Below are 25,089 nucleotides of genomic sequence, written 5' to 3' on the forward strand. Positions count from 1 at the left end.
TCGTTTGAGAACGCCTGAATGTCCGTTCAAGCTTACAGCTTATAGGCCTTCATCGCTTTGCGCAGCTCCTTGATGCTCGGACGCTTGCCGTACATAAGCACGCCGACACGATAGATTTTGGCCGAGATCCAGCCTGCAATATAAATCGAGATCAGCAAAATGAGGATCGACAGCCATACCTGCCACGCCGGCGGGTCCGACATTCCGAGCCGGGTGACCATCACGTAGGGCGAGAAAAAGGGAATGAACGACGTCACCTTGACAAGGAGCGAGTTCGGGTTTTGCAAGCCGCCCCACATGCAGATGTAGAAGCCGGCCAGCGCCAGCATCGTCACCGGCATGACCGCCTGACCGAGGTCCTCCGTCCGGCTGACGATCGAGCCGACCGCCGCGAACAGCGTCGAGAACAGGAAATAGCCGGTCAGGTAGAAAATGAGGGCGTATACGAGCAGCAGCGGATCGATGTCGCTCACATGGAAATTAAGGTTACCGAGCGCCTTGTTGTTTTGCGGCATGCTTAGATTGACGGCAATGACGACGGCGTATATCGCGATTTGGGTCATGCCGACGATAAACATGCCGCATATTTTGCCGAACATGCCGGTAAGCGGGGAAACGCTCGTAATCAGAATTTCCATGACGCGGGAGCTTTTCTCCGCCGTTACTTCGCTGGCGATCATTTGCCCCGTTGTCATAATCGCCATAAACAGCATGATTACGATCGCGTATACGACCACCATATCCATTCCCTGCTGGGACGTCGTCTTCCCGCTGCCTACGGTGCCGGCTCCGGCAGCCGTCGAGATTTGCACCGAATCGAAATCGACCGGTGCGAGCAGCAGCGTCTTCTGCTCATCCGTAAGCCCCGCCCCGTCCAGGACGGCCTCGGTCTTCACCGCCTGCAGCGCGGTTTTGAGCGATTGCGAAATGCGGCTTTCCATTACGTCCTCCGACTTGTAGCGGACGACCGGGAAGCCTCCGTTCCCGGACTCGAAATCGAGATAGCCGTCGATGCGCCCGTCCGCGATCGCCGCCTTCAGCGCCTGCTCCCGCGCCCCCGCCGTGCCGCCGGCGGGGATCGGCACGAGCCGGACATCCGGCTTTTCCTGCTTGCTGTAATAGGCACCGAGTAAAGCCGCCATTCTGGATACCGTAAACAGCTGCGAACCGGCTTTGTCCGCAGGGTTGTCCGCATAGCCTACGCTGGCCGCTTTATGCTCGCCGCTGAACTGGGAAATGATATACGGAAGATTGATGCCGATCGTCATGATGAGGGCCAAAATAATCGTCGTGATGATAAACGGCTTTCCTTTGATTTTGCTGCGAACCGTGAATCCGACTACCGTCCGGAAGCTGTTATTCATGGTTTTCACCTACCGTTTTAATGAAAATTTCATTCAGCGTCGGCTCCATAATCTCGAACCGCCCGATTTCCGTCTGCTGCATGGCAAGCTCCAGGATCCGCCGCCCGGCGTCCTCCCGCTCGATGAACAGCTCGTAGCCGTATTCGTGCCTTACCGTCCGCAGTACGCCCGGAATCGACTCCAGCCCGCTTACTTCCCCTTCCGTTCCCAGCATGACGCGCTCGCGCGGAAAACGTTTCTTGATCGCCTTCAAATTGCCCTGCAGCACCGGGTTCGATCTGTGCATGATCGTAATATTGCGGCACAGCTCCTCGACATGCTCCATCCGGTGCGTCGAGAACAGAATGCTCGCTCCCGCGTCCCGCAGCTCCTTTACCGTCGATTTGAGCAGCTCCACGTTGACCGGATCGAGCCCGCTGAACGCTTCGTCCATGATGACGATGCGCGGCTCGTGAATGACCGAAGCGATAAACTGGATTTTCTGCTGATTCCCTTTCGACAGCTCCTCGACCCGCTTGTCGTAATACTCCGGCACGCCGAACCGTTCGAGCCAGCGCTTCAAATTTCGCTCCGCATCCTTGCGGGTCATGCCGCGCAGCCGGCCGAGATAGACGATCTGCTCGCTGACCTTGATTTTCGGGTACAACCCGCGCTCCTCGGGCAAATAACCGAGGCTTCGCAGCTGCTCCTTCCCGTAAGGCTTCCCGCCGTATAAAACCCTTCCTCCGTCCGGATAAATAAGGCCCAGCACCATCCGCATCGTCGTCGTTTTACCGGCACCGTTCGCGCCGAGCAGGCCGTATATTTCTCCTTCCTCCACCTCGAAGCTGATGCCGTTTACAGCCGTCTTGTCTCCGTACTGCTTCACAATTTGCTCCACCTTCAAAGTCTTCATCATCGTTCTCCCCTCTCTCTCGTTTCCAAAACGCAGCTCACGAGCGGATACGCAGCCTTTCCCGTTCTTGCAAAACGAGCAAAATCTCGTCGAGCTCGAGCTTTTGTCTGCCCGCTATCCGAACGCCGCGGCTCGCTAACCACTCCTCCGCCCGGGCGGCCTCGCTCGTCACCAGCCGGAACCTCGTGCCGCCGGCAGGCTCCGCCTCGCAATAACCCGGCATATCCGTCCAATCCGGCGCCGCGTCCGTCTCGGCATAGATCGCGTACCACGATTCGAGCAGCTCATCCTTCTCGAATAGGCCCAGCACGCGTCCCTGCACGATAAAGACGATATAATCGGCCAGTCTGCGCACCTCTTCCACGATATGCGAGCTCATCAGAACCGTTCGTTCTCCGCCTTCCATATCGCGATGAAGCAGCCCAATCATCGTTTTCCAGGCGATCGGATCGAGTCCGGACGACGGCTCGTCAAGCAGCAGCAGCTCCGGATGATGCGCCATCGCGAGCGCAAGATCGAATTTCCGGCGCATCCCTTTCGACATTTTGCCGAGCCGGATCGAAGGATCGATTTCAAACAACCGCAGCAGCTCCCGAAAACGCCCCGAATCCCATCCCGGATACCACTGCCGGATGAACGCCGCCTTCTGCTCGCCCCGGAGATGATCCTCCATATCGTCGGCCTGTTCGGGCACATACCCGCGCTTCAGCAGGCGGTCGTCGCCGCTCCCCACCGTCTCTCCAAGCAGCTCGATCCGCCCGGCGTCCGGTTTCGTCAAATCGAGCATGAGCCGGAAAAGCGAGCTTTTCCCCGAGCCGTTCGGGCCGACGATCGCGGTAATGATTCCTTTCGGGATCTCCAGATCGAACGGACCGAGTTCGAAATGCGCCTTCGACTGCCTCACGTTTTCGAGACGTACCGCCATTGGTTCCACGTTCATCCCCCTCCTCCCGGCATACCCGCATCCGGATTCCGCTTACGACGAAGCAGCTCCTGCAAAATGCCGAGCATCTCTTCATCCGAGCACTGCACCCTGAGCCCGGCGTCGACGGCAGCTTCGAACGCCTCCGTCACGGCTGCCAGCCGGTGTTTATCCCGCAGCTCGCCTCCCACCTTGGCGACGAACGTTCCGGTTCCCTGCCGCGTTCGCAGCAGCCCCTCCGCTTCCAGATCCTGATAAACCCGGCGAATCGTAATGACGCTGCATTTGAGCCCTTGCGCCAATTCTCGGATCGAAGGCAGCAGCGTGTCTTCCGCCAGCTGTCCGCTGACGATCAGCGCGCGCAGCTGCACCTCGATTTGATAATACAGCGGTTCCGCGCTCTGCTCGTTAATTTGGATCGGTATCCACACCGCGCTCACCTACTTTTTTAGTCCAACAGGCTTCGTGCCGCGAGCCGCTTTCGAACCATGGCGCCCGTTATGGCCAAGAAAGCGAACCCCGCGAGCGGCATCACGATCGACGGCACCCGGTTGCCATCCCTGACCGCCTCTATCGTCCATTCCAAAACGGACGTGCCCGTTAAGGCGAATATTCCCGTCAATACGACATATAAACCGAGATAACTGAAACAAACGATCAAATACACTTTGCCTTTGCACGTTTGCTCGAAATACATATAGGTTGAACCGGCAAGCAGTGCATACCCCAGCCAAGTACAAGCAAACGCCGCATATTCTCCCATGCTCATCAAGCTTCGCAGCTCGCTCAGTATCGCATATTGAAGCGTGAAATAGAACAGGCCCACCGTTACCATCACAGCCAGCAGCATCAGAATCCGAGCCATTACGATGCTGTTCATCCCAATTGAAAGAATCCTCCAATAAGCGAGTTTGCGGGAAAAAAAGTCCGTCTTCCAATACCGCATCCGGTTTGCGCTCATCATAAATCCCATGTTGGGGAGGAGCGTCAAATAAACAAAATCGCCCGCCCATCCAAACCCGCGCAAATAGTCGCTATGCTCCGCAATCCCGTCCAGCAGCGGCGAGACGACAACCGCCATATAAACGAAAAACAGCAGTGTAATGAGCAAGCCCAATAGTGAGTGGCGCAGCTCGTGCTTGAACAGCGCCCAAGCGCCCTGCCAATCGGTCATGCCGGCTTCACTCCAGTCTTTATACTGTATATATCCTTATACACAGTATAAGGACGCTCCCTTCCGTTTGTCAACGGGTAAATGTCTTAACTAACCGCATTTTACCGCCGAAGTAATGAGCATGGACTCGTTAACCGCCGCCGAAAGCAAAAAAGCTGCCGGGCATTCGCCCGACAGCTCAGCAGCTTTCTTTTTCAAAACCTTATCATCCGGCCATTCTCCCGATTCCAAGTCAGCCGAACAGAACGTCCAGCATCGGCTTCGTATGTCCGCCCGGATAAAGCATGTACAGCAGCACGTAAACCATCACACCGGTAATGGCCGTGCAGAACCAAATGATCGACGTCACGCGGCCCCATTTACGATGCCGCGCAAACCGGCTGCGAAAGGCGAGCGTAATGGTGGTGATGCCGAAGACGGCTCCGACCGTTGCCAATACAATATGGAAAAACAGGAACGTCATATAATAGGGCTTCAGGCTTTCCGGACCGCCCCAATCCGTGTTCCCGACAAAGGCCGTGCGCGACGCATATACGATGAAAAACAAAAGGGCAAAGACAGCGCCCGTCAGCATTACTTTTTTATGCGCATCCAGCTTCCTGCGAATCGCCAAGCTCCACCCGATCGCGACCAGCACTGCGCTGATGACGATGAAGGACGTACTAATGGTTGGCAAAACGGTGTAAATCGACATCCCAATCCCACCAATTCACTTTCGGAGTAAAATGCTGCGGCTTTCAGCCACTAAACGGTCAGTTCGCGCCGGCCGTACCCGTCGTGCCGTGCTCCGGCAATACATCGTCCGAATCGCGGTGCTCCCGTTTGAACCAATGAAAGAACACATAAGCCAGAATCGCGCCGTACATAATTTCTTGGACCAGCTTCATGATGATTCCGCCGAGTTGCTGATCTTCCAGCGGGGACATCAGGCTGAAGAATGAAGGGCCTTTGAATAGCGCCAGCAGCGCGCTCGGATCGCCGGCAACGCAATATCCCATCGCTTTCGCCCATGCTTCGGGGTCATTATACGTTGAATACATCGGCGAACCTGCGAAAATGATCAATGCGCAGGCTGGACTGAGCAGCATGCCGTTGGCAAACACATAAGCCATTTTCCGCAAATCAGTCAACCGGTTCCAATCTTTCACGGGACATACGATTTGCCACCACATCATAACCGAAGTGACAAGCAGCAAGCCGTAATAGAAGCGGTGTACCGCAAAATGAACCATGACGTAATCGTGGATTTGCGGCATATGATAGACCGAGAACAGCATATTAAAGAGCAGCAGCGTCAGAATGGGATGCATAAGCAGATTCAGTCTTCGCCAAAACGGCTTTCCAAAGGCGGCCCTCCACATAAATTCGGGTATGCCGAGCAAAAGCATCGGCGGCACGATCAAATAGGAGATCGCCATATCCGTCATATGGAACGAAAACAACAGATGCCCGAGCAAATCGAGCGGTCCGCCCTGCGCAAAATAAAACAACGTCGCGCCGCAAACGAACCAGATCTTCTGGCCGGCGGTTACCGCAGGCGCTTCAGGTGCATGCTTCAGCCTCCACGGTCCGGCCAGGTAGAAATAGCCGATCCCAATCGCGACCATAACAAACAAAAAGATCGGGCTCCAGATTGCATCAAAGCTGAAATATTGCAATCCAAGCATCCTGGATTCCCCCTTCCGCCATATAGACTGGTGACTTGCAAAAAAGAGAGGGCCGTAAAGGACCTCCCTCTCTTCAATTTCGAATGCGGTTTACCACCAAACCCAATACTCTGCCATTATGACAATCGTAAAGACAACGCAGACACCCATCAGAATGCCGAAGATCGGGAAAACATGGCCCCGGTCTTTCATGTGCATCCAGAATGCCATTTGGACGAAGACTTGAATGATCGCCATGCCGATCAGAATAATATACGTAAACGTTTCGTTCACTTCGCCTGCGGCAACCGCCGAGAATGCGATGACCGTCAGGATGATCGACAGAATAAACGAGATGATATGCTTTTGCGGGCCTTCATGCCTTTGATGCCGGCTCCGCTCTTCAGCAGCCGTATGCTCGTTTGCCACCGGTCAGCCCACCTTTCCCATCAAGTAAACGACGGTGAAGATGAATACCCACACGACGTCGATAAAGTGCCAATAAATTCCGGCCACATACACCTTCGAAGCGGTCGTTACGGTGAGACCTTTTTTAAAGGCGATTTGCATAATGAGCAAGCCGATCCAGAGAACCCCGAATGCCACGTGGGCTCCATGGAAGCCGACCAGCGTATAGAACGAAGAGCTGAACGCGCTGGTCGTAAACTTGTGGCCTTCCTTCACGTAATTGGTAAACTCGTAAATCTCAAGCCCCAGAAATCCGAGTCCGAGCACAATCGTAACGAGCAGCCAGATCAGCATCGGTTTAACCTTGTTCAAATGCATCGCTTGAACGGCGAAGACGCTGGTCAAGCTGGATACGAGCAGGATAACCGTTGCTGCGGCAACCATCGGCAGCTCAAACAATTCATTGGGTGTCGGGTTGCCTTCGCCTACCTGATGGCGAAGCGCCAGGAAGGCGGAAAACAAGGTTCCGAACAGAACCGTTTCGGCTCCCAGAAACAACCAGAAGCCGAGCACTTTATTGCGTCCTTCCAGCGTCGCTTTCTCGGGCTCATGGGGCCACTGTCCGTCTGCGTGCGAGTGTGCACTCATGCTTTTACCCCCTTGTCATGCAGCTCATCCGGCTCGATATGAAATCCGTGATCGTCGATCAACGAGCGCGTGAACAAGCAGCCGAACGTGATGAGCAGCCCGATGATGCCGACGATCGTGTGATGATACATAAAGCCGAGACCGCCGATAAACAAGCCGATCGACAAAATCAAAGGAAGAATCGACGGGGAAGGCATATGAATCGGTCCGAGCGGTTCCGCAGGCGTCATCGCATTTTTGCCTTCCATTTTTTCTTTCCAATAGGCGTCATACCCGCGGACAAGCGGCGTCTGCGCGAAATTGTATTCCGGCGCCGGAGAAGGAATCGTCCATTCCAGCGTGCGTCCGTCTTCCCACGGATCGTCGGCTGCGTCCCGCGGCTTCGCCGCCGAAGTGACGATGTTGATCAGGAAGAAAATCGTGCCGAGCCCCATCAGGAAGGCGCCGACCGTACTGATCATATTCAAATCGTCAAAGCCGAGACCGTCCAAATAGGTCCATACGCGGCGCGGCATCCCCATCAAGCCGAGGAAATGCTGCACGAAAAAGGTCAGGTGGAAGCCGAGAAAGAAAAACCAGAACGTCAATTTGCCGAGTGTCTCATTAAGCATCCGCCCGAACATTTTCGGCCACCAGTAATGCAGGCCCGAGAAGAGGCCCAGAATCAAGCCGCCGACGATGACGTAGTGGAAGTGAGCAACGACGAAATACGTATCGTGATACTGGTAGTCGGCCGGCGCGGAAGCCAGCATAACGCCTGTAACCCCGCCCATAACGAAGGTCGGAATGAAACCGACCGCGAACAGGTTGGCGGTTGTGAATCGAATCGATCCGCCCCAGAGCGTAAACAGCCAGTTAAAGATCTTAATGCCGGTCGGCACCGCGATCAGCATGGTCGCAATGGAGAAGAGCGAGTTGGCAACCGGGCCGAGACCGGTGGTAAACATATGGTGCGCCCAAACCATGAACGCCAGAAACCCGATTAGGACGGTGGCGAACACCATCGAGCTGTAACCGAACAACCGCTTTCTCGAGAAGGTGCTGACCACTTCGGAAATAACGCCGAAAGCGGGCAGAATCAGAATATAAACTTCAGGGTGTCCGAAGATCCAGAAGATATGCTCCCACAATACGGCATTACCGCCGTTTGATACTTCGAAGAAATTTGCATGGAACAACCGGTCGAACATAAGCGCCACAAGACCGACCGTAAGCGCCGGGAAAGCGAACAGAATGAGCGCCGACGTAATGAATGCCGTCCAAGTGAACAAAGGCAGGCGCATAAAGCTCATGCCCGGGGCACGCATGTTAATAATCGTGGCAAGGAAGTTAATGCCGCCGACCAGCGTCCCGATACCGGCAATCTGAAGCCCGACGACATAATAATCGACGCCGTGTACATTCCCGCCGTTAAACGCATCCGTTGCAAGCGGTACGTAAGACGTCCAGCCCGCGTCAGGAGCGCCGCCGGTAAACCAGCTGACGTTCAGCAGCACGCCGCCCGCGAAAAACGTCCAGAAACCGATGGCGTTGACAAACGGGAAGGCGACGTCGCGCGCTCCGATTTGCAGCGGCACGATCGCGTTCATCAACGCGAAAATCATCGGCATCGCCGCAAGGAAGATCATTGTCGTACCGTGCATCGTAAGCAGTTCGTTGTATGTGTCCGCACTGACGAAATGATTTTCCGGCTGCCACAGCTGGATCCGGATCATAATCGCTTCCAAGCCGCCGACCAGGAAGAAAAAGCCGCCCGAAATCAAGTACAGAATGCCGATTTTTTTATGGTCAACGGTCGTCAGCCAATCCATCAGGCCGCGATACCGTTTAACCTCATGAGCATGAGCCAAGGTAGGTACCCCCTTCAGTCCGCAAGTGAATTAATAATTAAGCTTTAAGCTCGCCAAATATTTGGCAAGGCCGTCGATCTGCTGTTCGGTCAAGTCCACTTTCGGCATTTTTGCGCCGGGCTTGACGGCTTGCGGATCGCGAATCCATCTTTTCAGATTGTCTTCAACGGTGCCCTCGTTCTGGTATTTCGGAGAATCCGTATTGAGCAGAATGCCTGCAACCGCCTGTTTGCCGCCGATTCCGGCCAGGTTCGGGAAAGCGCCTCCCTGCGTTCCGTCAATGGCATGGCAAGTCAGGCACTGCTGCGTCAGCACATCGGCAACAGCCGGATCCGAAGGCATCGGTGTAGGCGTCTTCATGGCAGCGACCCAGCGATCGAAGGAAGCGCGGTCGACGACTTTCACTTTAAAATCCATCAATGCGTGAGAAGGTCCGCAAAGCTCGGCGCATTTGCCGAGGTAAACACCCGTATTCGGAGCTTTGAAATACATCCTGTTCACCGAGCCGCCCGGGTTGGCGTCCGTTTTGCCGGCCAGCGAAGGAATCCAGAAGGAATGAAGCACGTCGGCCGTTTCCGTTTCGACCGAGATCACGGCGTCATTCGGAATGACAAGCTCCTGGGCAGTATGTATGCCCAGCTTTGTATAGTCAAACTGCCACCAATATTGATGACCTGTAACTTTGACCTGAATAGCGTTCGGATCTTTCGAGTAGTCTTTCGCGAGTCCGAAAACGGACTGAATCGTGGGCACGCCGAGGATGATCAGCAGAATGATCGGGATGACGGTCCACATAATTTCCAGTTTGTGATTGCCTTCCACTTGTTTCGGTATCGTCTTGTCGCCGGGACGGCGGCGAAAACGGACGATAACATAAAAAGCGATTGCAAACACGACGACGACGACAATAACCATAATAATTATCGCCAGTTTCATTAGTTTAAATTGTTCTTCGGCAACCGGCCCCTGCGGCCTGAGCACCGACAAGTCGGCTCGTCCGCAAGCCGACAGCAGCAACACCATTCCGGCCAGAAGAGGAAGAAGCCGTTTTAGAACGCGCCACCGATTCATCATCAATCAACCCCACTTTAGACGTTTTCGCAGCAGTCCAAGATGGCTTTTATTAAGGCCAGCTGCGTTCATTCACAGATGTGCAGACAACTCCCGCAATCCAATCACCTTATTAAATATAAAGTTGCAGGTGCTTTTTGTCAATGTTCCTAGAAGAGTTCACAAATTGTTCTCAAAGCTGTCAAACTCCTTATTTTATCAGCTTTTTCGGTTGCCCTTCTCCTCCGTTTTTCCTCCATCTCTACCCTTCATTGTGCGCAAAAACCATGGTTCTTTATGTATGTTCGAAAGGCGCATATTTCATCATTTGCCGTTCATGCTAAGAGTATTATCAGGGAAGGAGCCAATCAGCATGAGAAAGCGAGCAGCAGTCCGCGCGCTTGCCGTCTGTCTGGCCGTTGCGGCGGCGGTCGGCACGAGCGGCTGCAATTACAAGCGGTGGTCGCAGAACAGCACGTTCGATTACGGGTCGCAGCAGAAACGGGACCCGAAAACGATGGGCGCGCGCATGTACGGAACGATGAGCGGCATTCCTGGCCAGCACGACAACGCCTGGTTCGAATACAGCTCGCAGCTGTCCACGGACGTTTACGATCTGCCGGGCGTCGCCAGCGCGCTCGTGTTTCTGACCGACAAAAATGCTTACGTCGGCATCACGCTCGACCATACGGCGGTCGGAACGAAGCGAACCGGCGGCCCGGGCACGCGGGAGCAGGACAATACCGGGACGACCGAGGGCGTTTACAATAACGATACGGGCAGCCCGTATTGGAACAACCAGCGGATCGCCACCCCGTACAATTCGAATTTGACGGTGAACGATCATAACCAGCTGTCCGGCGAGCTGAAGCAGACGATCGCCACCACCATCAGACGGCTTGCTCCCGTCGTCCAGGAAGTGCATATTTCCGCCAACATGGAGTTTCTGAATCATCTGGTCCAATATCAGCAGGAAGCCAGGCTCGGCCATTCCCTGACCCCATGGCTCGATTCGTTTAACACGCTCGTGAAGCACCAGTTTGCAGGCGGTGATTTTGTCCCGGAGCCGCTGGACGTCCAGAAACGGAAAGCGATCCGCCGCATCGGCGATACGCCCTAGCCGTCAGCAAAATAAAGAGACCAAGCGCTTCGTGAAACGTGCGCTTGGTCCCGGACGGCCGGCTAAAAAAAATCTCTTCTATTATATATCTGCTTTTGACTGGAATCCTATTCCTGCGCCACATGCCGGTGCGCCCGCTTCTGGAGCAGATAACCCGTCACAATGACGGCCACGCCGCAAACGACCGGAAACGCATATTCCGCCCACCCGCCGGCGATCGCCTGCAGACCGTTCAGCAGCCGTTCGCTCTCTTCCAGCATCTCGCCCCCCGTATACCCGAGAATGCCGGCTCCGACATAGACCAGCACCGGAAAACGGTTCAGCAGCTTCATGATCAATTGGCTTCCCCATACGATGAGCGGAATGCTGATCGCGATCCCCGCGGCAATAATCCAAATATTGTTTTTCGCAATGGATGCGACGGCAAGCACGTTGTCCAGGCTCATGATGAAATCGGCCGTCAAAATGATGCGGATCGCCTTCCAGAGCGATGCCGCTCCTTCGATCTGTTTGCTTTCACCGTCGTCCTTCAGCAGCTGCACCGCCACAAAGAACAGAAGCGCCGCTCCGATAATTTGGATAAACGGGATTTGCAGCAAATAAAGCGCGACAACCGTCAAAATAATCCGCAAAATGACGGCTCCGAGCGCCCCCCACCAGACGGCCTTCTGCCTCGTTTCGATCGGCAGGTTCCGGCAGGCCATCGCAATGACGACCGCGTTGTCCCCGCTCAGCACCAAATTGACCAGTATGATTTCGAGCAGCAATAAAAACAATTCCATCTGTTTGGAAACACCCGACCTTCCCGCGAACGATGACGCCCGTTTCGCAAACGCCTTCAGCCGGAGCAGGTGAAAGCGCGTCCCCTGCCGGAGACGGCTTGTCTTGCCCAATACGGCTCCCGGATAAACCTCATAAACTAACAATACCTCAACTGAAGGGTCGAATACAACAATCAAAACACAGATCGGCAGTCATTTCCAAAAGAAACGTTGGATGCCCAAGGGGATTCCGTTATAATGTTTTTTCTCTCCGAGCGTGCATTTCGACTCTTTTCCATCTGATCTATGGGCCGCGGCATTCCGATGATGAATCTTCGTTCTGCCGCTTCGCGTCCCTTCTTCTCCCCAGCGCTTTCGGCTCTGCAGACAGCGTCAGCCCATCTTCCCTTTTACCGTTTCTTCATTATATATCGGCGCGGATTAATCTTAGCCGGGATTAGGAACGCCCCGGCTGCCGACGTTTCCGGTACGGCGAATGTATTTTGCGAAAACCGGTTGACCGTCCGCGGATGTAAGGGCTACCATAAAATCAATGATGCGAAAGAAGGAGTTGGGAAGCCTTGCGTTATGTTTACGTCACCGGTGCCGACAGAGGCCTTGGACTTGCGCTGAGCCGGATTTTGATCCGGAACGGTTTTACCGTATTTGCAGGCAGCTATATGCCCGAATGGCACGAGCTTGGGGAATTGAAGGCGGAAAGCGGGGACTGCCTGCGCATCGTTCCGCTCGACGTAACGAGCGACCGGTCAGTTGCGGAAGCGGCGGAAACGATCCGGCGCGAAACCGATCGTCTTGAGATCGTCGTCAATAATGCGGCGATTTTCCTCGACCGCTCGGGAACGATTTTCGGCGAGCTGTATTTCGACGATATGCGCCGCATTATGGATACGAACGCCTTCGGCCCGCTCCGGGTGACGCATTCGGTAATCGATCTGCTGCTCGGCGGCAGCCGGAAGCAGCTTGTCAACATTTCCTCCGAGGCGGCGAGCATCGCGAACAGCGCACGGACGCACGAGTTCGGCTATACGATGTCGAAAAGCGCTCTGAACATGCAATCGAAGCTGCTTCATAACGAACTTTCGCCGCGCGGCGTGCAGGTGTTTGCCTTTCATCCCGGTTACGTCCGCTCGTACATGCTCGGCCGGCTGAACACGGATGCCACCGTTGAGCCTACGGATTCGGCAGCGGGGATCTGGAGCGTCTTGGAATCGCGGCTGGGCCGGCCGGATACGCCGATCTACCTCGACTATAAAGGCAATCCGATGCCATGGTAATCCGCAAGGGCTCCTCTAGCCGGCGAAAAGGCGGCGAATCGTGACGATTCGCCGCCTTTTTCGTTTATGCTTCGAGGCACCATTCCACCGCGCTGGCCAGAAGGCTGCGCATCCCGCCGCTCAGCAGCGCCGCGCGCGTGTGCGACGGCGTCAGGCAGATGACTTTGCCGCGTCCATGACGGTGCAGCCAACCGGCCGGCTCGCTGCCGTGGATCGACGAGGACCGGAGAAACACCTGCGTCTCGGCTTCGCGGCAATGGACGAAATAGTGCTCGTCCACCGCTTCGAACGACACCGGCCGGCCGCCGTCCTCCTGCATCGTGGACGGGAGCGCGCCGTCGTAACGGACGGAAACCTGCTCGGGATGGTGGCGAAAATAGCCCTTCAGCATGTCGTTCAGCAGTTCGAATTTATCGTAGCCGGCCAGTCCCGAATGCCAGTTCAGGAAGGCGCCGCCCTCCTCGACGAACCGGCACGCCGTCTCCTCCGCCGCGGCGGTCATCCATTCGTTAACCTGCGCATCCGCAGGATTGAGCCGGTTTTCTTTAAACAAGATGAAAACGTCCGGCCTGGGATCGGATAATAGAACGCTTTCAAACTGTTCGACGCCGTGAAACGTAAGACGAATCCGCCCCGCCTGCTCAAACGGCGCGAGCGCTCCTGCCATCGACTCGCGGATCAGCGCGGGATCGTGGTAATAATCGCCGACAATCGCTGCAATATGCTTCATGGTTCCGGATGCCTCCTTCGCATGGGTACACAACCGTTTAATCGTTCTCGAGCAGCTCCAGGATCACTTTGAGGGAGTCCGACGTATCCATATACGCGTAGCGTCCGCCGGTATATTCGCCTTTTTGCAGCAGCGGCATTCCGCCCTGCTCCATCCCGGCAACCGTGTCCTTCATTCCTTTAACGTTAAACGCGATATGGTGGACGCCTTCGCCGTGCTCGTCGAGATGCTCTCGCCACGTGCTCGGCTCGCGGTCCGGCTCGATCAGCTCAAGCTGCAGCGAGCCCATGTTGAAGAAAGCCAGCTTGGCCCGTGCTTCCGATCCGGAGCCCCGGTATTCCGTCTGCGCCTTATCGGCCGTATCCGTCCAAAACCACTGCGGCTTGTCGATGCCGAAAAAATCGGCATACGCCTGCGACGTTTTCTCGATATCGTGAACCAAAATTCCGATTTGCGTAATGACGTGCGAATTGACGAACGGATTAGCCATTTTTGCCTTCACCCTCCGGATTGAAATATCGTTGCATTGCCTAACGGACGCGCGCAGGCCAAGCGAGTGAGGCGCGGTACAGGGCGAATCAGGAGTCAGCTTTTCGGCGGCGAGCAGGAATCGCGGACGATCAGTTCGCAATCGATGACGATTACGCGGCTGCCGTCGTATGTGCCTTCGATCGAGCCGATCAGGCTGGCCGTCAGCCGTTTCATCATCGATTCGAACTTGACGCCGACCGTGGTCAGCGACGGATTAAACCGCGCGCTTAGCCCATGGTTGTCGAAGCCGACGATGGAGATATCGCCCGGCACCTGCAGCCCGCGCTCATTCAGCGCGCGAATGGCGCCGAACGCCACGCTGTCGTTGGCCGCAATGAAGGCGGTCGGCAGCGGCGTCCCGGAATCGGCGAGCCGGCCGATCTCCCGATAGCCTGCCTCCTCGTTGAAATCCGCCTGCACGATCCATTCCGGCCGGACTCGAAGCGAGCATTTCTCCATCGCGTGAAGGAATCCTTCGTATTTGGTCACCCCGGAAAGCCGGCTCATGTCGCCGTTGATGACGCCGATCTCCGTATGGCCGAGCGAGGCTAAATAACGTACGGCAAGCGACATTCCCTTCTCGTTGTCGAACTCGGCGACGATCCGGTTGCTCTCGCCGGCTTCGGACAGGCGCTGGTCGACGATCGCCACCTCAAAGCCTTCGTCCGCCAGCTGCCAGATGAAGGGCTCCCGGCTCGCCGCCCCGATGAACAGACCGCCTTCGACGCGCCGCTGGTAAAACATGTCGGTCACATTTTTGACGCTCTCCTCCGAGCCTGCGCCCCGGATGATGTACGTCAGCACGAAGTAGTTATGGGACGACGCTTCCTCGATGACGCTTGCGATCAGCATATTCGTCAGGATGTCCCCCGCAACGCGGCCGGACTTTTCGATCATGAACAGACCGATCGTGCGCGTTTTCTTCCCGGCCAATACCTGCGCCGACACGTTCGGCACGTAATTGTGCTCGTTAATGACGCGCATGACCTTCTCCCGCGTTTCCGGCGGAACGTTCGGATAGTTGTTGATGACCCGGCTGACGGTGCTGCGCGAGACGCCCGCCAGCTTTGCGATTTGTTCCGCATTCATGTGCTAATCTTTCACCTCGGTATTCGGCCTCTCCTAGTGCGAACGCGTGTTTACACCATCGTAGCAACGCGATTTGCCAATGTCAATCTTGAATATTGCCGGAAGCGGCTCTACAGCGCGAGCCTCCCCTTGACTGCCGAGACGACCGCATCCTTCAGGCGGACGCATGCGGCGACTTGTTCTTCACCGCGCTTGCGGAAATTTGCCGCTGCGGACGCGTCTGCAAGCGACGGCAGATTGATCAGTGCCGTCAGCCAAGCGGACTGGGCGGCCGATTCGGCCAGCAGGGCGGCAATGCCCCAGTCGGATATCGCGTTCCGGTTCACGAGCTGCGCGGCTTCCTCGAGCGCCTCAAGCATTTGACGGCAGAGATCGATCAGCGCCATGGGCGCCTCCGTCGCGGTCAGCGCCGCCGCGGCGATCGCCGCTTTGCGCGTCTGCTTGTCCGCCTCCGTCGACCGGGGCAGCCCGAGCGCCTGCATATATCCGCCGAAGGCCGCGATATCGGCGGCGGACAGCGCTTCGCAGCGGACGATCGCCTGCGACATATCGCGGGCGATCCGCTGCGCCGTCTCCTGTGCGCCTTCATATTTCGGGCCGCTTGTCAGCCTCGCGACCATCGAGCCCATCGATGCGGCGAGCGCAGCCGCCAATGCCGCAACGCTTCCGCCTCCCGGCGTCGGCGAGGACGATGCCGCCTCCTGCAAAAAGGTCCGGACGGTCCAATCGAATTCGCTTGCCGCCTTCGTATCGCTCATTTCGCCAGCCTCCCCGCAAGCTCCTGCAGCTCCAGCGCCCGAAGCACATTTTCGAATAAAATGACGGTTGTCAGCGTGCCGACGCCTCCGGGCACCGGCGAAACCGCGGCAGCCAGCGCGGCCGCTTCCGGCGCGACATCGCCCGTGATCCCGCCGCCGTCCGCCTTCTCATTAATTCCCGCATCGACGAGGACGAGCCCGGGATGGGTCATTTCCGGCGTGATCAGGTTGGGCACGCCGGCGGCGGCAATCGCGATGTCCGCCCGGCGGACATGCGAAGCCAGATCCTTCGTGCGCGAATGGCAGACGGTCACCGTCGCCTGCTCGCGCAGCAGCATCGGGACGAGAGGCCGGCCGACCGTCTCGCCCCGGCCGACGACGACAACATCGGCTCTCTGCAGCGAATAACCGTAACCGTGCAGCAGGCGAATACACGATTGCGGCGTCGCCGGATAGATCCCCGGCTCTCCGGTTAAACACGCCTGCACGTTCGCCGGCGCAATGCCGTCGACGTCCTTCAGCGGGTCGATCGCCTCCGCGAGCCTCCGCGGGTTTACCGTTTTCGGCAGCGGCAGCTCCAGCATGATGCCGTGCACGCCGCCGTCCTCGTTCAAGCGGCGGATTTCCGCAAGCAGCTCCTCCTCCGTCACGCCGCGGTTAAAGGCAAGCAGCTCGAAGCGAATGCCGAGCTTCTCCGCCATTTTCCGCTTGGCCCCCGCATAATAAGCGGAAGCGGGATCGCCTTCGACCAGCAGCGCCCCGACGCCGGGCACGACGCCTTTCTCCCTCCACCTGGCTGCGCCTGCGGCGACTTCGGACTGCGCAGCATCGGCCAATGGCTTTGCTTTCAACATGTCAACCATCGTTTTTCCCTCCCGGACGTGTGCGTAATCAGTCGAGCAAAAAACATTCCTATAGACGAAAAAAAGCACCCGGCGGCAGCGCAAATGCTGCTTGAACCGGATACTTCGCCCAGGCGTTCGGCACGTTCGTCCGCTCGTATGCTCCCCCGTGGTTCGCCACGTTACGCCAGTCACATACGACGTGTATCTGCTCCTAGTATATAGAAGCTCGATTTACGATTCAACCGTTTGACAAAATAATAAATGGACCGGACAATTAAAAATACGCTTGACATTTTTCCTGGATTGAATTATATTCAATTTAAGATAATTAATTTAAAGATGTTTGGAGGTGATCACCATGGCGACTCCGGATGCCGAGGACAACGCGCTGCAGCTGTTCGTCGTATTATCGAGAGCCTATCAGTGGGTCGCGGCGCATGCACAGAAGGATATTAAGAGCTACGGCCTAAACCCCACCGAGTTCGGCGTGCTGGAACTGCTGTACCATAAAGGCGAACAGCCTTTGCAGCAGATCGGCGAGAAAATTTTGATGTCGAGCGGCAACATTACGTATGTCGTCGACAAGCTCGAGAAAAAAGGGTTCGTACGCCGCGTCGCTTGCCCCACGGACCGCCGGGTTATTTTTGCGGAAATAACGGCGCAGGGCAGGCAGTTTCTCGACGATGTGTTCCCGCAGCATACCGATGCCATACGCAAAGCGACGGAAGGATTGACGCCGCAGGAACGAGCCGAAGCGATCGCGCTGCTCAAAAAGCTGGGCCTTGCCGCCCAGGGAAGCTTCTCGTAGCCGGAAACGAAACCGGCCGGCGGCTGCTTCCTTTTTCAGACCAAATATCTTAAATTTAAGAAACTTAAAACTAATTTATTGGAGGTCGTTTATCATGGGTCTTTCCATCGGTTTATTGATCATTCGAGTTATTTTGGGCATTCTGTTTATCGGGCATGGCGCTCAAAAGCTGTTCGGCTGGTTCGGGGGCTACGGATTGAAAGGAACGGGCGGCTGGTTCGATTCGATCAACGTCAAGCCCGGCGTCATGGCTGCATTCGTCGTCGGTTTGTTCGAAATGGCCGGCGGTCTGTTGTTCCTTCTCGGTCTATGGATGCCGGTGGCCGCCGCGCTGATCGTAATCCTCATGCTCGGCGCGATTGTGAAGGTTCACGGCAAAAACGGCTTCTGGGTCACTTCGAACGGCATCGAATACAATCTGGTCCTGATCGCAATTTCGCTCGCCCTTGCGTTTATCGGTGCAGGCGAGTACGCGATCGGCTGATCGATAGGGGGAAAGCACCATGCAAACGTTAATTTACGGTCCTTCGCTGCAAGCAAAAGGCGCATTTGACGGCGGCAAAATCCGCGAACAGAAACCGATCGGCTTCCCGGGCGAAGGCTCGGCCGTGAAGCGCATCGGCCCGCTCTTCTACTGGGCTTGGGCAGAGGCCGACAAAGAGGGCTACATTCCGCTCCATCCGCATCAGGCTTTCGAAATTATGACCTATGTGATCGGGGGCGAGGCACAGCACGGCGACACGCTCGGGACGCGGAGCACGGTCGGCGCGGGCGGCGCCCAGGTCATGCAGACCGGCTCCGGCGTCAGCCACGAAGAACGATTCATCGGTCCGGATATGGAAGGGTTCCAGATCTGGTTCGAGCCGCACATCGAGAAGGCCTTGCAGACGGAGCCGACGTACCGCCAATACGAACACGAAGCGTTCCCGGTCGATGAGCGGGACGGCGCCGTCGTCAAAACCGTGCTGGGCGGGGATTCTCCCATCCGCTTGGCGGTCGACGCCCGGATGTGGGATGTGACGATCGAGTCCGGCCACAGCTGGCGCCACCCCGTCCAGGCCGGCCGTACGCTCGCGGCGCTTGCCGTCCGCGGCGGCGGCAAGTGGACGAACGGCGAAGCCGAGCCGACGCCTTTCAAGCACCGCGACTTTATCGTCGTAAACGCCGGCGAAACCGCCGAAGTCACAGTGAAAGCCGGCGGTTCGGACGCCGTGCGCATGCTGCTGATCGACGTTCCGGCCAAGGTCGATTATCCGCTGTATCCGAAACGATAAACCGGCTTGCACCCCGTAAATGAAAAAGAAGGCTTCAGGCCCAGTCCAAGGGTCTGAAGCCTTCTTTCTATATAACTCCGGGTCTCTCGCTCTCCGTTCCGTCCGCGCAGGCTCACCCCCGGATTACGCCCATTTTGCGCTTGCCTGCAACGCATCCGCAAGCAGGTGCTCCATGCCTTCTCCCGGCGCAGCCGAATATCCGCAGGAAAATTTTCGCCAAAAAGCCATTATTATAATGGCAGCTCCAGCTTTTGTCCATTAGAATTAAAGGCTGTTTTTTAATCTTTTTCTAATAATCGCTATGAAAGCCTTGTCAAAAGCAGGATGGGGCGCTCATCGGTAAATCATGGAAAACATAGCCCATGTTATACTATTTTTGCAAGCGCTGATACGTTTTTCATAACTTGCATGCAAGTATAACAACATGGGAGGAAAACGATGAACACCAAGAAGTGGACAACACGCGCAATTGTATTTTCGCTGAGCTTTATGATGCTGATAGTAGGTGCGGCGGTCGGACAAGCCCCCAAAGCGCACGCGACAACCGCATCGAAAGCCAGCAGTATTATTTCCTTAGGCAAACGATATTTGGGGACACCTTATAGATTCGGCGCATCCGTCGGCCAAACGAGGACGTTCGACTGCTCTTCGTTTACCAAATATATATACGGCAAAAAAGGCATTTATCTGCCCCGCACATCCAAAGCGCAGTCCAAGGCCGGCCGTTATGTGTCGCGCAGCAATTTGAAGCCTGGGGATCTCGTCTTTTTCTACAAGCCGATTCACCATGTCGCGGTCTATATCGGCAACGGTAAAATTATGCACACGTACGGCAAGCCGGGCGTGACGATTTCGAGCATCAGATCCGGCTGGTGGAGCAAACACTATACGACGGCGCGCCGCGTCGGCTAAACGAAACATCTCGTACAAGACGAGCTTATTAAGGCAAACCTTCCGGACGAACCGGGAGGTTTGCCTTTGTTTAAGCGCGAAATCGCTTGGCCGCATCATGGAGAAGCTGCGGCAGAACCTGATGACGAGCGTTCCCGAATGCTTAATGCGCCGCAGCCGGACGCTCGGCCGCTTTGTCCGATTCGCCCGCGTTGCGTTTGGCCGCTTCGCGGTTTTCCATCATTTCCTCGACCGACTTCGTCTTCAGCCGCGCTGCGCCGCGGTACCCTTCGCGCGTCGGCAGCAGATTGCCGGACGCAAGCCGCTTGTCCGCTTCCTCGATCGCCGGGCCGTACTGCGGCAGCCACTTCGCTTCGGCGACGAGCATCTCGTCGACCATCTGCCAAATTTCTTTCGGGTTGCAGACCGCGCCAACCAGCGGATCCATCATAAACGCCTGGCGCAGCAGCTTGTCGTCCCCGGTAACGGCCGCTTCCACCGCCAATCGCTGGACGGAAATGCTGGCGCTGCAGACCGCCGCGCAGCCGAGCGGCAAATCGCCGACATGCGGCATGCTGATACCGTTGCGGTCGACGTAGCCGGGCGCTTCGATGATCGCATCGTCCGGCAGGTTCGAGATGACGCCGCGATTGACGACGTTGAAGTGGCCGCGGTAGACGCGCCCCGTCTCGAGGCCTTCTACAATGTAAGAGCCGTGCTCCTCGCCGCGATTTTCGGGCGTGTATTTCACCGGATCTTCCTTCATCCAGTTCGGAAAATCGGTCTCGAACCAGTTGCGGCCTTCGGTGCAGACACGCAGATACCCGCCCGTTTCGCCGTTGATCCACGTGCCCAGATCGATCCAGTCCATGATTTCATCGGGACGCTTGCGGTACCACGGCACGTATTCGCTAAGATGCCCGTTCGATTCGGTCGAATAGTAGCCGAAGCGGCGGAGCATGTCGATGCGGACCTTCTCCGTTTTGCTGAACTCGGGATGACGCTCAAAGGCTTCCAGCAGCTTGCCGGTCAAGTCTTCGCCGTTATGCTTCAGCTGAATGTACCAGGTCTGATGGTTGATGCCCGCGCAAATGATATCGACGTCCTTCTTCTCGAGGCCGAACGCCTTGGCGATTTGACGATGTCCGCCCTGCACCCCGTGACAAAGGCCGATCGTGCGTACGCCGCCGTATTTGTTGCACGCCCAGGTCAGCATCGCCATCGGGTTCGCATAATTGAGCAGCAGCGCATCCGGCTCCGCGACCTCCCGGATATCCTTGCAAATGTTCAGCATCTCGGGGATGCCGCGCTGGCCGTACATGATTCCGCCCGCACACAGCGTATCGCCGACGCATTGGTCGACGCCGTATTTGAGCGGAATGTCGACATCGTGCTGGAACGCCTCCAGCCCGCCGATGCGGACGACGCAGAAGACGTACCGCGCCCGCTTCAGCGCTTCCCTGCGGTCAAGCGTCGCCTGAATCTTGATATCGAGCCCGTTCGCGTCGATATCGCGCTGGCACAGCTGCGTCACCATGTCCAGGTTGTGCGCATTAATGTCCGTAAAAGCAACCTCGATCCCCCGGAACTCCGGAACCGCAAGCAGATCGCGAAGCAGGCCGCGCGTAAAGCCGATGCTGCCCGCCCCGATAAACGTTACCTTGAACGACATGAAAAACCCTCCTTCTCGATTCATCCCGCGGACATCGGACCGCTTGATACCCCCATTGTAGCAGGGGCGGACGGAAGGCGTTTTCATTTTTGCAACCGTTCTTTCCCCGGATTGTCGGGAATCGAAACTTGTTTATCGAAGCCCTGGAACGTTTCAATCGATTTCCGGTAGGCGGCGGGCGTCATGCCGGTCGACTTTTTGAACAGCTCGCTGAAATATTGCCGGCTGCTCACGCCGACGTAATCGGCGATCTCCGCGATCGGAATTTCCGTGCGGGCAAGCAGCATTTTCGCCTTCTCCATCCGGAGATGGATCAAATAATCCGTCATCGTAACCTGCTGACTCCGTTTGAAAATGCGCTGCAGGTATACCGGATGCAGATTGACCGCGGCTGCGACGTCCCTCGCCTGAATGTCGCAGTCATAGTGCTGGTGCAAATATTCGATCGCCGCGCGCACATACTGCTCGGTTTGCCGGGCCGTTCCGCTGCGCTCCTTCTCGGCGGCGAGTCGGGCCACCCGCACAAGCAGCTGGGAAATGAGCAGGTTGATCAGCCCGTCGTCCCGCCGGGCGCCATCCAGCTCCATAACCAGGCTTTTGAGCGTCTGATGCGTTTCCGTCGGATCGTGCAGCAGCATATACGGCTTGCGGCAGGCAAGCAGCTCGTTTACGGACGGGCTGGCCGCGGCCAGCTGCTTCACCGACGGATAAATGCCTTCGCATTCGCTGAAAGTGAATTCGACGTTCAGCATCCGGCACGGGCTGTCCTTGCCGACCAGAAGCCGGTGCGGCACGCCCGCATCAAGCAGGATGGCGTCGCCCTTGCGCATCGCGAACGGTTTGTCTCTCGTCTCCACGGTGCACGTGCCGGAAATGACGTACATGATTTCCACCTCGCAATGGGCATGAAACGCCATTTGGTAGTCGACCCACTGCCGGTAATAATAGGCGTTAATGCTCGGGCGGTAATCGCCCGTCACCCATGTTGAATCGAACAAGCTGTGAACCTGCATCGATCCCCTCACCCCGTATCTACGTTCTTGCGCCCGCACCATGAAATGGGCGGCATAACCGCAATGGTTTGTTTGATAAATCAGACTGCATCTACGCCGAAAAGGTTGCAGCCAATGTGGAGTCCAGTTTTTGGGCAGCCGGTTTCGGCTGTTGTCCCGGCTATTGGCGGCGGAACATGTTTCTTCAGAATCTATAGGCGAAAGGAAGGCGACAAAGAGAACCGCTTCATAAGCGTAATCGCAAAACCCTGCCGCTGCGGGCTTGGCTTTGCCGCCTAGACGTGCATCAAGCGGTCCGCCTCGTCCCATGGAACCGTGTACCCCTGCCCTTTCGCGCAAAAAATCGACGCGGACGTAGACGAAGGGTCGGCATCCTTATTGTAGCCCCGCCGGCGGATGACCTCTTCCGCATTATGGCAGCGGTCGTAGCCGGCGAACGCCAGCGCAATCGCTCCCCTGCCCTGCGTGAAGGCGGCCAGTTCGCGGCCGTAGTTCAGCATCGTCGCCACCGGCGCCGTGCCGGTAATGACGGCTTTGCCGCCCGCCGTATCCGGCGGGTCGAACCTTCCGTGCGCCTGCTGCAAATCCGACAGCACCTTGCCCATCTGGTCGATCCCGACCTTGATGCGAAAGGTGTAATACGGCTCCAGCAGCACGCTCTCCGTCTTTTCCAGCCCCTGCCGCAAGGCCCGGAAGGCCGCCTCCCGGAAATCGCCGCCGCTCGTATGCTTATTGTGCGCGCGTCCCTTCAAGAGCGTGACGACGAGATCGGTAACCGGCGAGCCGGTCAGCAGTCCGCGGTGCTCCTTTTCGAAAAGATGCTGGCGAACCAGATGCTGGTAATTCGTTGTCAATTGGTCGGGATGGCACTCGTTATGAAACACGATGCCGCTGCCGCGCTCGCCCGGCTCCAGCCGCAGATGCACCTCGGCATAATGGCCGAGCGGCTCGAAATGCGCGCTGCCGACGGCCGGCGCCGTTATCGTTTCCTTGTACAAAATATCCGGACTGCCGAATTCGACCTCCAGGCCGAACCTCTCCTTGACGACCCGCTGCAGCACCTCGAGCTGAATCGCGCCCATGACGCGGATGTGAATATCCTGCAGCTGCTCGTCCCACTCCGTTCGAAGCGACGGGTCTTCCGCATCCAGCATGCGAAAATAGCGCAGCACGTCCTTCGCGCCGAGCTTCGGATCGAACGAAACCTTCGATATCATCGTCGGTACGATTTCATAGCCGGCCTTGTCCGTCAGCGCCCCGATCCCGTCGCCTGCCGACGCCGAGATGAGCCCCGTCACAGCGAACAGCTGGCCCGCCGCAGCGGCGTCGGCCTGCTGAAACCGGCTGCCGCTGTAGAAGCGAATCTGCGTCACTTTTTCCTCCGCCCGGTCGTCACCGCTGCCGCACAGGACCTCTTCGCGCACCCGAAGCGTGCCGCCGAGCGCTTTCACGAACGTGATCCGGGTGCCGTTCTCGTCGTAACGCACCTTATACACCCGTCCGGCGAAAGGCGCCTGTTCGTCGTATTCGGTCACCGTCAGCGCGTCCAGCAGCGCCATAAATTCGGTCACGCCGATATCCTGCAGGGCGGAGCCGCTCATGCATGGGAACAGCCGTCGCTCCCGGACCATGCGCCGGATGGCGGCAAACCAGTCGGCTGCCGCGAAATTCTCTTCCATATACAGCGAAAGCAGCTGCTCGTCCCGCTCGGCCAGGAAGGCGGCCGTCTCCTCGTCGATCGGACCGCTGAAGAAGCGGGCGAAGTCGCAGGCTTCCGCGCTCAGCTCGCTCCGGATTTCGGCAAGCGTCCGCTCCGCATCCGCCCCGGTACGGTCGGTTTTATTGATGAACAGAAAGGCCGGCACCCGGTGCCGCTCGAGCAGGCGCCAGACCGTTTCCGTATGGCCCTGCACGCCTTCGACGGCGCTCACAATCACGACTGCGGCATCCATGGCCTGAATCGCCCGCTCCATTTCCGGGGAAAAATCGACGTGACCCGGCGTATCGATCAGAAAATAAGCCGAGCCGTTGTAGTCCATGACCGCCTGGTCCGCAAATACGGTAATGCCCCGCTCCTTCTCGATCTCGTGGCTGTCCAGATAGGCGTCCTTATGATCCACCCGCCCCCGGCGGCGGATGCTGTTCGTATGATAAAGGAGCTGCTCGGCGAAGGTCGTCTTGCCGGCGTCCACATGCGCAAACATGCCGATCGTTTTATTCATTGCTGACACCTCATGAGTCGGAGTAAAAATTATCCGCCGTTCTAATACTATCATAATTCGCCGCGGCGCGGCCGCAAGCTTGCGGGCGCAGTTTGACCCGAATCGTGGTATGATGACGATAGA

At 57.0% G+C, this 25,089-nt stretch carries 26 protein-coding genes and 1 riboswitch; of the genes, 6 read left to right on the plus strand and 20 right to left on the minus strand.

Annotated elements, in window-relative coordinates; genetic code table 11:
• Window positions 1-32: 32 nt before the first annotated feature.
• The 11 genes from PD282_RS21395 to coxB all read right to left on the minus strand — a co-directional run bounded on the left by PD282_RS21395 (window position 33) and on the right by coxB (window position 9,981).
• Window positions 33-1,364, minus strand: a complete 1,332-nt coding sequence (locus PD282_RS21395) for an ABC transporter permease (protein WP_274653019.1) — start codon at window positions 1,362-1,364, stop codon at window positions 33-35.
• Window positions 1,357-2,259 carry an ABC transporter ATP-binding protein gene (locus PD282_RS21400; RefSeq protein WP_274655405.1) on the minus strand — a complete coding sequence of 301 codons (903 nt, stop codon included), beginning with the start codon at window positions 2,257-2,259 and terminating at the stop codon, window positions 1,357-1,359. The genes PD282_RS21395 and PD282_RS21400 overlap by 8 nt, the downstream gene beginning before the upstream one ends.
• Window positions 2,260-2,296: 37 nt before the next feature.
• Window positions 2,297-3,199, minus strand: a complete 903-nt coding sequence (locus tag PD282_RS21405; protein ID WP_274653021.1) for an ABC transporter ATP-binding protein — start codon at window positions 3,197-3,199, stop codon at window positions 2,297-2,299.
• Window positions 3,196-3,612 carry a GntR family transcriptional regulator gene (locus PD282_RS21410; RefSeq protein WP_274653023.1) on the minus strand — a complete coding sequence of 139 codons (417 nt, stop codon included), beginning with the start codon at window positions 3,610-3,612 and terminating at the stop codon, window positions 3,196-3,198. The genes PD282_RS21405 and PD282_RS21410 overlap by 4 nt, the downstream gene beginning before the upstream one ends.
• A 17-nt stretch (window positions 3,613-3,629) precedes the next feature.
• A complete protein-coding gene (locus PD282_RS21415; RefSeq protein ID WP_274653025.1) occupies window positions 3,630-4,355 on the minus strand; it encodes a hypothetical protein in 726 nt (241 codons plus the stop codon).
• 232 nt (window positions 4,356-4,587) lie between these two features.
• Entirely contained in the window at window positions 4,588-5,049 is a 462-nt protein-coding gene (locus PD282_RS21420; protein ID WP_274653027.1) for a DUF420 domain-containing protein, read from the minus strand.
• Window positions 5,050-5,107: 58 nt separating this feature from the next.
• The gene (gene ctaG / locus PD282_RS21425; RefSeq protein WP_274653029.1) at window positions 5,108-6,022 is read right to left on the minus strand and encodes a cytochrome c oxidase assembly factor CtaG; all 915 of its coding nucleotides are present in this window, start codon (window positions 6,020-6,022) and stop codon (window positions 5,108-5,110) included.
• Window positions 6,023-6,112: 90 nt separating this feature from the next.
• Window positions 6,113-6,430: a cytochrome C oxidase subunit IV family protein gene (locus PD282_RS21430; protein WP_274653031.1), complete on the minus strand. Its 318-nt coding sequence runs from the start codon at window positions 6,428-6,430 to the stop codon at window positions 6,113-6,115.
• A 3-nt stretch (window positions 6,431-6,433) separates the two neighbouring features.
• Entirely contained in the window at window positions 6,434-7,057 is a 624-nt protein-coding gene (locus tag PD282_RS21435; RefSeq protein WP_274653033.1) for a cytochrome (ubi)quinol oxidase subunit III, read from the minus strand.
• Window positions 7,054-8,868 (minus strand): cytochrome c oxidase subunit I, encoded by a 1,815-nt coding sequence (gene ctaD / locus PD282_RS21440; RefSeq protein WP_274655407.1) that lies wholly within the window; start codon window positions 8,866-8,868, stop codon window positions 7,054-7,056. The genes PD282_RS21435 and ctaD overlap by 4 nt, the downstream gene beginning before the upstream one ends.
• 69 nt (window positions 8,869-8,937) lie before the next feature.
• Window positions 8,938-9,981, minus strand: coding sequence for a cytochrome c oxidase subunit II (gene coxB / locus PD282_RS21445; RefSeq protein WP_274653035.1), 1,044 nt, complete (start codon window positions 9,979-9,981; stop codon window positions 8,938-8,940).
• Between the two features lie 349 nt (window positions 9,982-10,330).
• Between coxB and PD282_RS21450 the strand changes: the two genes are divergently transcribed.
• The gene (locus tag PD282_RS21450; protein ID WP_274653037.1) at window positions 10,331-11,077 is read left to right on the plus strand and encodes a hypothetical protein; all 747 of its coding nucleotides are present in this window, start codon (window positions 10,331-10,333) and stop codon (window positions 11,075-11,077) included.
• 107 nt (window positions 11,078-11,184) lie between these two features.
• On the opposite strand, the gene PD282_RS21455 is transcribed toward PD282_RS21450, so the two are convergent.
• Window positions 11,185-11,970 carry a TerC family protein gene (locus PD282_RS21455; protein WP_338045216.1) on the minus strand — a complete coding sequence of 262 codons (786 nt, stop codon included), beginning with the start codon at window positions 11,968-11,970 and terminating at the stop codon, window positions 11,185-11,187.
• 449 nt (window positions 11,971-12,419) lie between these two features.
• Here PD282_RS21455 and PD282_RS21460 point away from each other — a divergent pair, with 449 nt between their 5' ends.
• A complete protein-coding gene (locus tag PD282_RS21460; RefSeq protein WP_274653039.1) occupies window positions 12,420-13,133 on the plus strand; it encodes an SDR family NAD(P)-dependent oxidoreductase in 714 nt (237 codons plus the stop codon).
• 64 nt (window positions 13,134-13,197) lie between these two features.
• On the opposite strand, the gene PD282_RS21465 is transcribed toward PD282_RS21460, so the two are convergent.
• From PD282_RS21465 to PD282_RS21485, 5 genes are all read right to left on the minus strand, one after another.
• Window positions 13,198-13,863 (minus strand): ThuA domain-containing protein, encoded by a 666-nt coding sequence (locus PD282_RS21465; protein ID WP_274653041.1) that lies wholly within the window; start codon window positions 13,861-13,863, stop codon window positions 13,198-13,200.
• 37 nt (window positions 13,864-13,900) lie between these two features.
• Entirely contained in the window at window positions 13,901-14,353 is a 453-nt protein-coding gene (locus tag PD282_RS21470) for a VOC family protein (protein WP_274653043.1), read from the minus strand.
• 95 nt (window positions 14,354-14,448) lie between these two features.
• Complete coding sequence (locus tag PD282_RS21475; protein ID WP_274653045.1) at window positions 14,449-15,483, minus strand: LacI family DNA-binding transcriptional regulator; 1,035 nt, start codon at window positions 15,481-15,483, stop codon at window positions 14,449-14,451.
• Between the two features lie 110 nt (window positions 15,484-15,593).
• Window positions 15,594-16,241 (minus strand): cyclodeaminase/cyclohydrolase family protein, encoded by a 648-nt coding sequence (locus PD282_RS21480; RefSeq protein WP_274653047.1) that lies wholly within the window; start codon window positions 16,239-16,241, stop codon window positions 15,594-15,596.
• Window positions 16,238-17,104 (minus strand): bifunctional 5,10-methylenetetrahydrofolate dehydrogenase/5,10-methenyltetrahydrofolate cyclohydrolase, encoded by an 867-nt coding sequence (locus tag PD282_RS21485; RefSeq protein WP_274653049.1) that lies wholly within the window; start codon window positions 17,102-17,104, stop codon window positions 16,238-16,240. The genes PD282_RS21480 and PD282_RS21485 overlap by 4 nt, the downstream gene beginning before the upstream one ends.
• 100 nt (window positions 17,105-17,204) lie before the next feature.
• Window positions 17,205-17,288: riboswitch (ZMP/ZTP riboswitch) on the minus strand.
• A 156-nt stretch (window positions 17,289-17,444) separates the two neighbouring features.
• Here PD282_RS21485 and PD282_RS21490 point away from each other — a divergent pair.
• The 4 genes from PD282_RS21490 (at window position 17,445) to PD282_RS21505 (ending at window position 20,080) form a co-directional block, all read left to right on the plus strand.
• A complete protein-coding gene (locus PD282_RS21490; RefSeq protein ID WP_274653050.1) occupies window positions 17,445-17,894 on the plus strand; it encodes a MarR family winged helix-turn-helix transcriptional regulator in 450 nt (149 codons plus the stop codon).
• A 94-nt stretch (window positions 17,895-17,988) separates the two neighbouring features.
• On the plus strand, window positions 17,989-18,378 hold the full coding sequence (locus PD282_RS21495) for a DoxX family protein (protein WP_274653051.1): 390 nt from the start codon (window positions 17,989-17,991) through the stop codon (window positions 18,376-18,378).
• A gap of 19 nt (window positions 18,379-18,397) precedes the next feature.
• On the plus strand, window positions 18,398-19,168 hold the full coding sequence (locus tag PD282_RS21500; protein WP_274653053.1) for a pirin family protein: 771 nt from the start codon (window positions 18,398-18,400) through the stop codon (window positions 19,166-19,168).
• Between the two features lie 438 nt (window positions 19,169-19,606).
• Window positions 19,607-20,080 carry a C40 family peptidase gene (locus tag PD282_RS21505; RefSeq protein WP_274653055.1) on the plus strand — a complete coding sequence of 158 codons (474 nt, stop codon included), beginning with the start codon at window positions 19,607-19,609 and terminating at the stop codon, window positions 20,078-20,080.
• Window positions 20,081-20,222: 142 nt separating this feature from the next.
• On the opposite strand, the gene melA is transcribed toward PD282_RS21505, so the two are convergent.
• The 3 genes from melA to PD282_RS21520 all read right to left on the minus strand — a co-directional run bounded on the left by melA (window position 20,223) and on the right by PD282_RS21520 (window position 24,966).
• Window positions 20,223-21,731, minus strand: coding sequence for an alpha-glucosidase/alpha-galactosidase (gene melA / locus PD282_RS21510; protein WP_274653056.1), 1,509 nt, complete (start codon window positions 21,729-21,731; stop codon window positions 20,223-20,225).
• A gap of 83 nt (window positions 21,732-21,814) precedes the next feature.
• Complete coding sequence (locus PD282_RS21515) at window positions 21,815-22,744, minus strand: AraC family transcriptional regulator (RefSeq protein ID WP_274653058.1); 930 nt, start codon at window positions 22,742-22,744, stop codon at window positions 21,815-21,817.
• Window positions 22,745-23,019: 275 nt separating this feature from the next.
• Window positions 23,020-24,966, minus strand: a complete 1,947-nt coding sequence (locus PD282_RS21520) for a GTP-binding protein (RefSeq protein WP_274653060.1) — start codon at window positions 24,964-24,966, stop codon at window positions 23,020-23,022.
• Window positions 24,967-25,089 lie beyond the last annotated feature (123 nt).

Source organism: Paenibacillus humicola (assembly GCF_028826105.1).
Lineage (GTDB): Bacteria > Bacillota > Bacilli > Paenibacillales > Paenibacillaceae > Paenibacillus_Z > Paenibacillus_Z humicola.

What these genes read in the sequence shown, in the direction of transcription:
- PD282_RS21395 (WP_274653019.1), bottom strand. Translation starts at nt 1,364, where the DNA reads ATGAATAACAGCTTCCGGACGGTAGTCGGATTCACGGTTCGCAGCAAA.
- PD282_RS21400 (WP_274655405.1), bottom strand. Translation starts at nt 2,259, where the DNA reads ATGAAGACTTTGAAGGTGGAGCAAATTGTGAAGCAGTACGGAGACAAG.
- PD282_RS21405 (WP_274653021.1), bottom strand. Translation starts at nt 3,199, where the DNA reads ATGAACGTGGAACCAATGGCGGTACGTCTCGAAAACGTGAGGCAGTCG.
- PD282_RS21415 (WP_274653025.1), bottom strand. Translation starts at nt 4,355, where the DNA reads ATGACCGATTGGCAGGGCGCTTGGGCGCTGTTCAAGCACGAGCTGCGC.
- PD282_RS21420 (WP_274653027.1), bottom strand. Translation starts at nt 5,049, where the DNA reads ATGTCGATTTACACCGTTTTGCCAACCATTAGTACGTCCTTCATCGTC.
- ctaG (WP_274653029.1), bottom strand. Translation starts at nt 6,022, where the DNA reads ATGCTTGGATTGCAATATTTCAGCTTTGATGCAATCTGGAGCCCGATC.
- PD282_RS21435 (WP_274653033.1), bottom strand. Translation starts at nt 7,057, where the DNA reads ATGAGTGCACACTCGCACGCAGACGGACAGTGGCCCCATGAGCCCGAG.
- ctaD (WP_274655407.1), bottom strand. Translation starts at nt 8,868, where the DNA reads ATGGATTGGCTGACGACCGTTGACCATAAAAAAATCGGCATTCTGTAC.
- coxB (WP_274653035.1), bottom strand. Translation starts at nt 9,981, where the DNA reads ATGATGAATCGGTGGCGCGTTCTAAAACGGCTTCTTCCTCTTCTGGCC.
- PD282_RS21450 (WP_274653037.1), top strand. Translation starts at nt 10,331, where the DNA reads ATGAGAAAGCGAGCAGCAGTCCGCGCGCTTGCCGTCTGTCTGGCCGTT.
- PD282_RS21465 (WP_274653041.1), bottom strand. Translation starts at nt 13,863, where the DNA reads ATGAAGCATATTGCAGCGATTGTCGGCGATTATTACCACGATCCCGCG.
- PD282_RS21470 (WP_274653043.1), bottom strand. Translation starts at nt 14,353, where the DNA reads ATGGCTAATCCGTTCGTCAATTCGCACGTCATTACGCAAATCGGAATT.
- PD282_RS21475 (WP_274653045.1), bottom strand. Translation starts at nt 15,483, where the DNA reads ATGAATGCGGAACAAATCGCAAAGCTGGCGGGCGTCTCGCGCAGCACC.
- PD282_RS21480 (WP_274653047.1), bottom strand. Translation starts at nt 16,241, where the DNA reads ATGAGCGATACGAAGGCGGCAAGCGAATTCGATTGGACCGTCCGGACC.
- PD282_RS21485 (WP_274653049.1), bottom strand. Translation starts at nt 17,104, where the DNA reads ATGGTTGACATGTTGAAAGCAAAGCCATTGGCCGATGCTGCGCAGTCC.
- PD282_RS21490 (WP_274653050.1), top strand. Translation starts at nt 17,445, where the DNA reads ATGGCGACTCCGGATGCCGAGGACAACGCGCTGCAGCTGTTCGTCGTA.
- PD282_RS21495 (WP_274653051.1), top strand. Translation starts at nt 17,989, where the DNA reads ATGGGTCTTTCCATCGGTTTATTGATCATTCGAGTTATTTTGGGCATT.
- PD282_RS21500 (WP_274653053.1), top strand. Translation starts at nt 18,398, where the DNA reads ATGCAAACGTTAATTTACGGTCCTTCGCTGCAAGCAAAAGGCGCATTT.
- PD282_RS21505 (WP_274653055.1), top strand. Translation starts at nt 19,607, where the DNA reads ATGAACACCAAGAAGTGGACAACACGCGCAATTGTATTTTCGCTGAGC.
- melA (WP_274653056.1), bottom strand. Translation starts at nt 21,731, where the DNA reads ATGTCGTTCAAGGTAACGTTTATCGGGGCGGGCAGCATCGGCTTTACG.
- PD282_RS21515 (WP_274653058.1), bottom strand. Translation starts at nt 22,744, where the DNA reads ATGCAGGTTCACAGCTTGTTCGATTCAACATGGGTGACGGGCGATTAC.
- PD282_RS21520 (WP_274653060.1), bottom strand. Translation starts at nt 24,966, where the DNA reads ATGAATAAAACGATCGGCATGTTTGCGCATGTGGACGCCGGCAAGACG.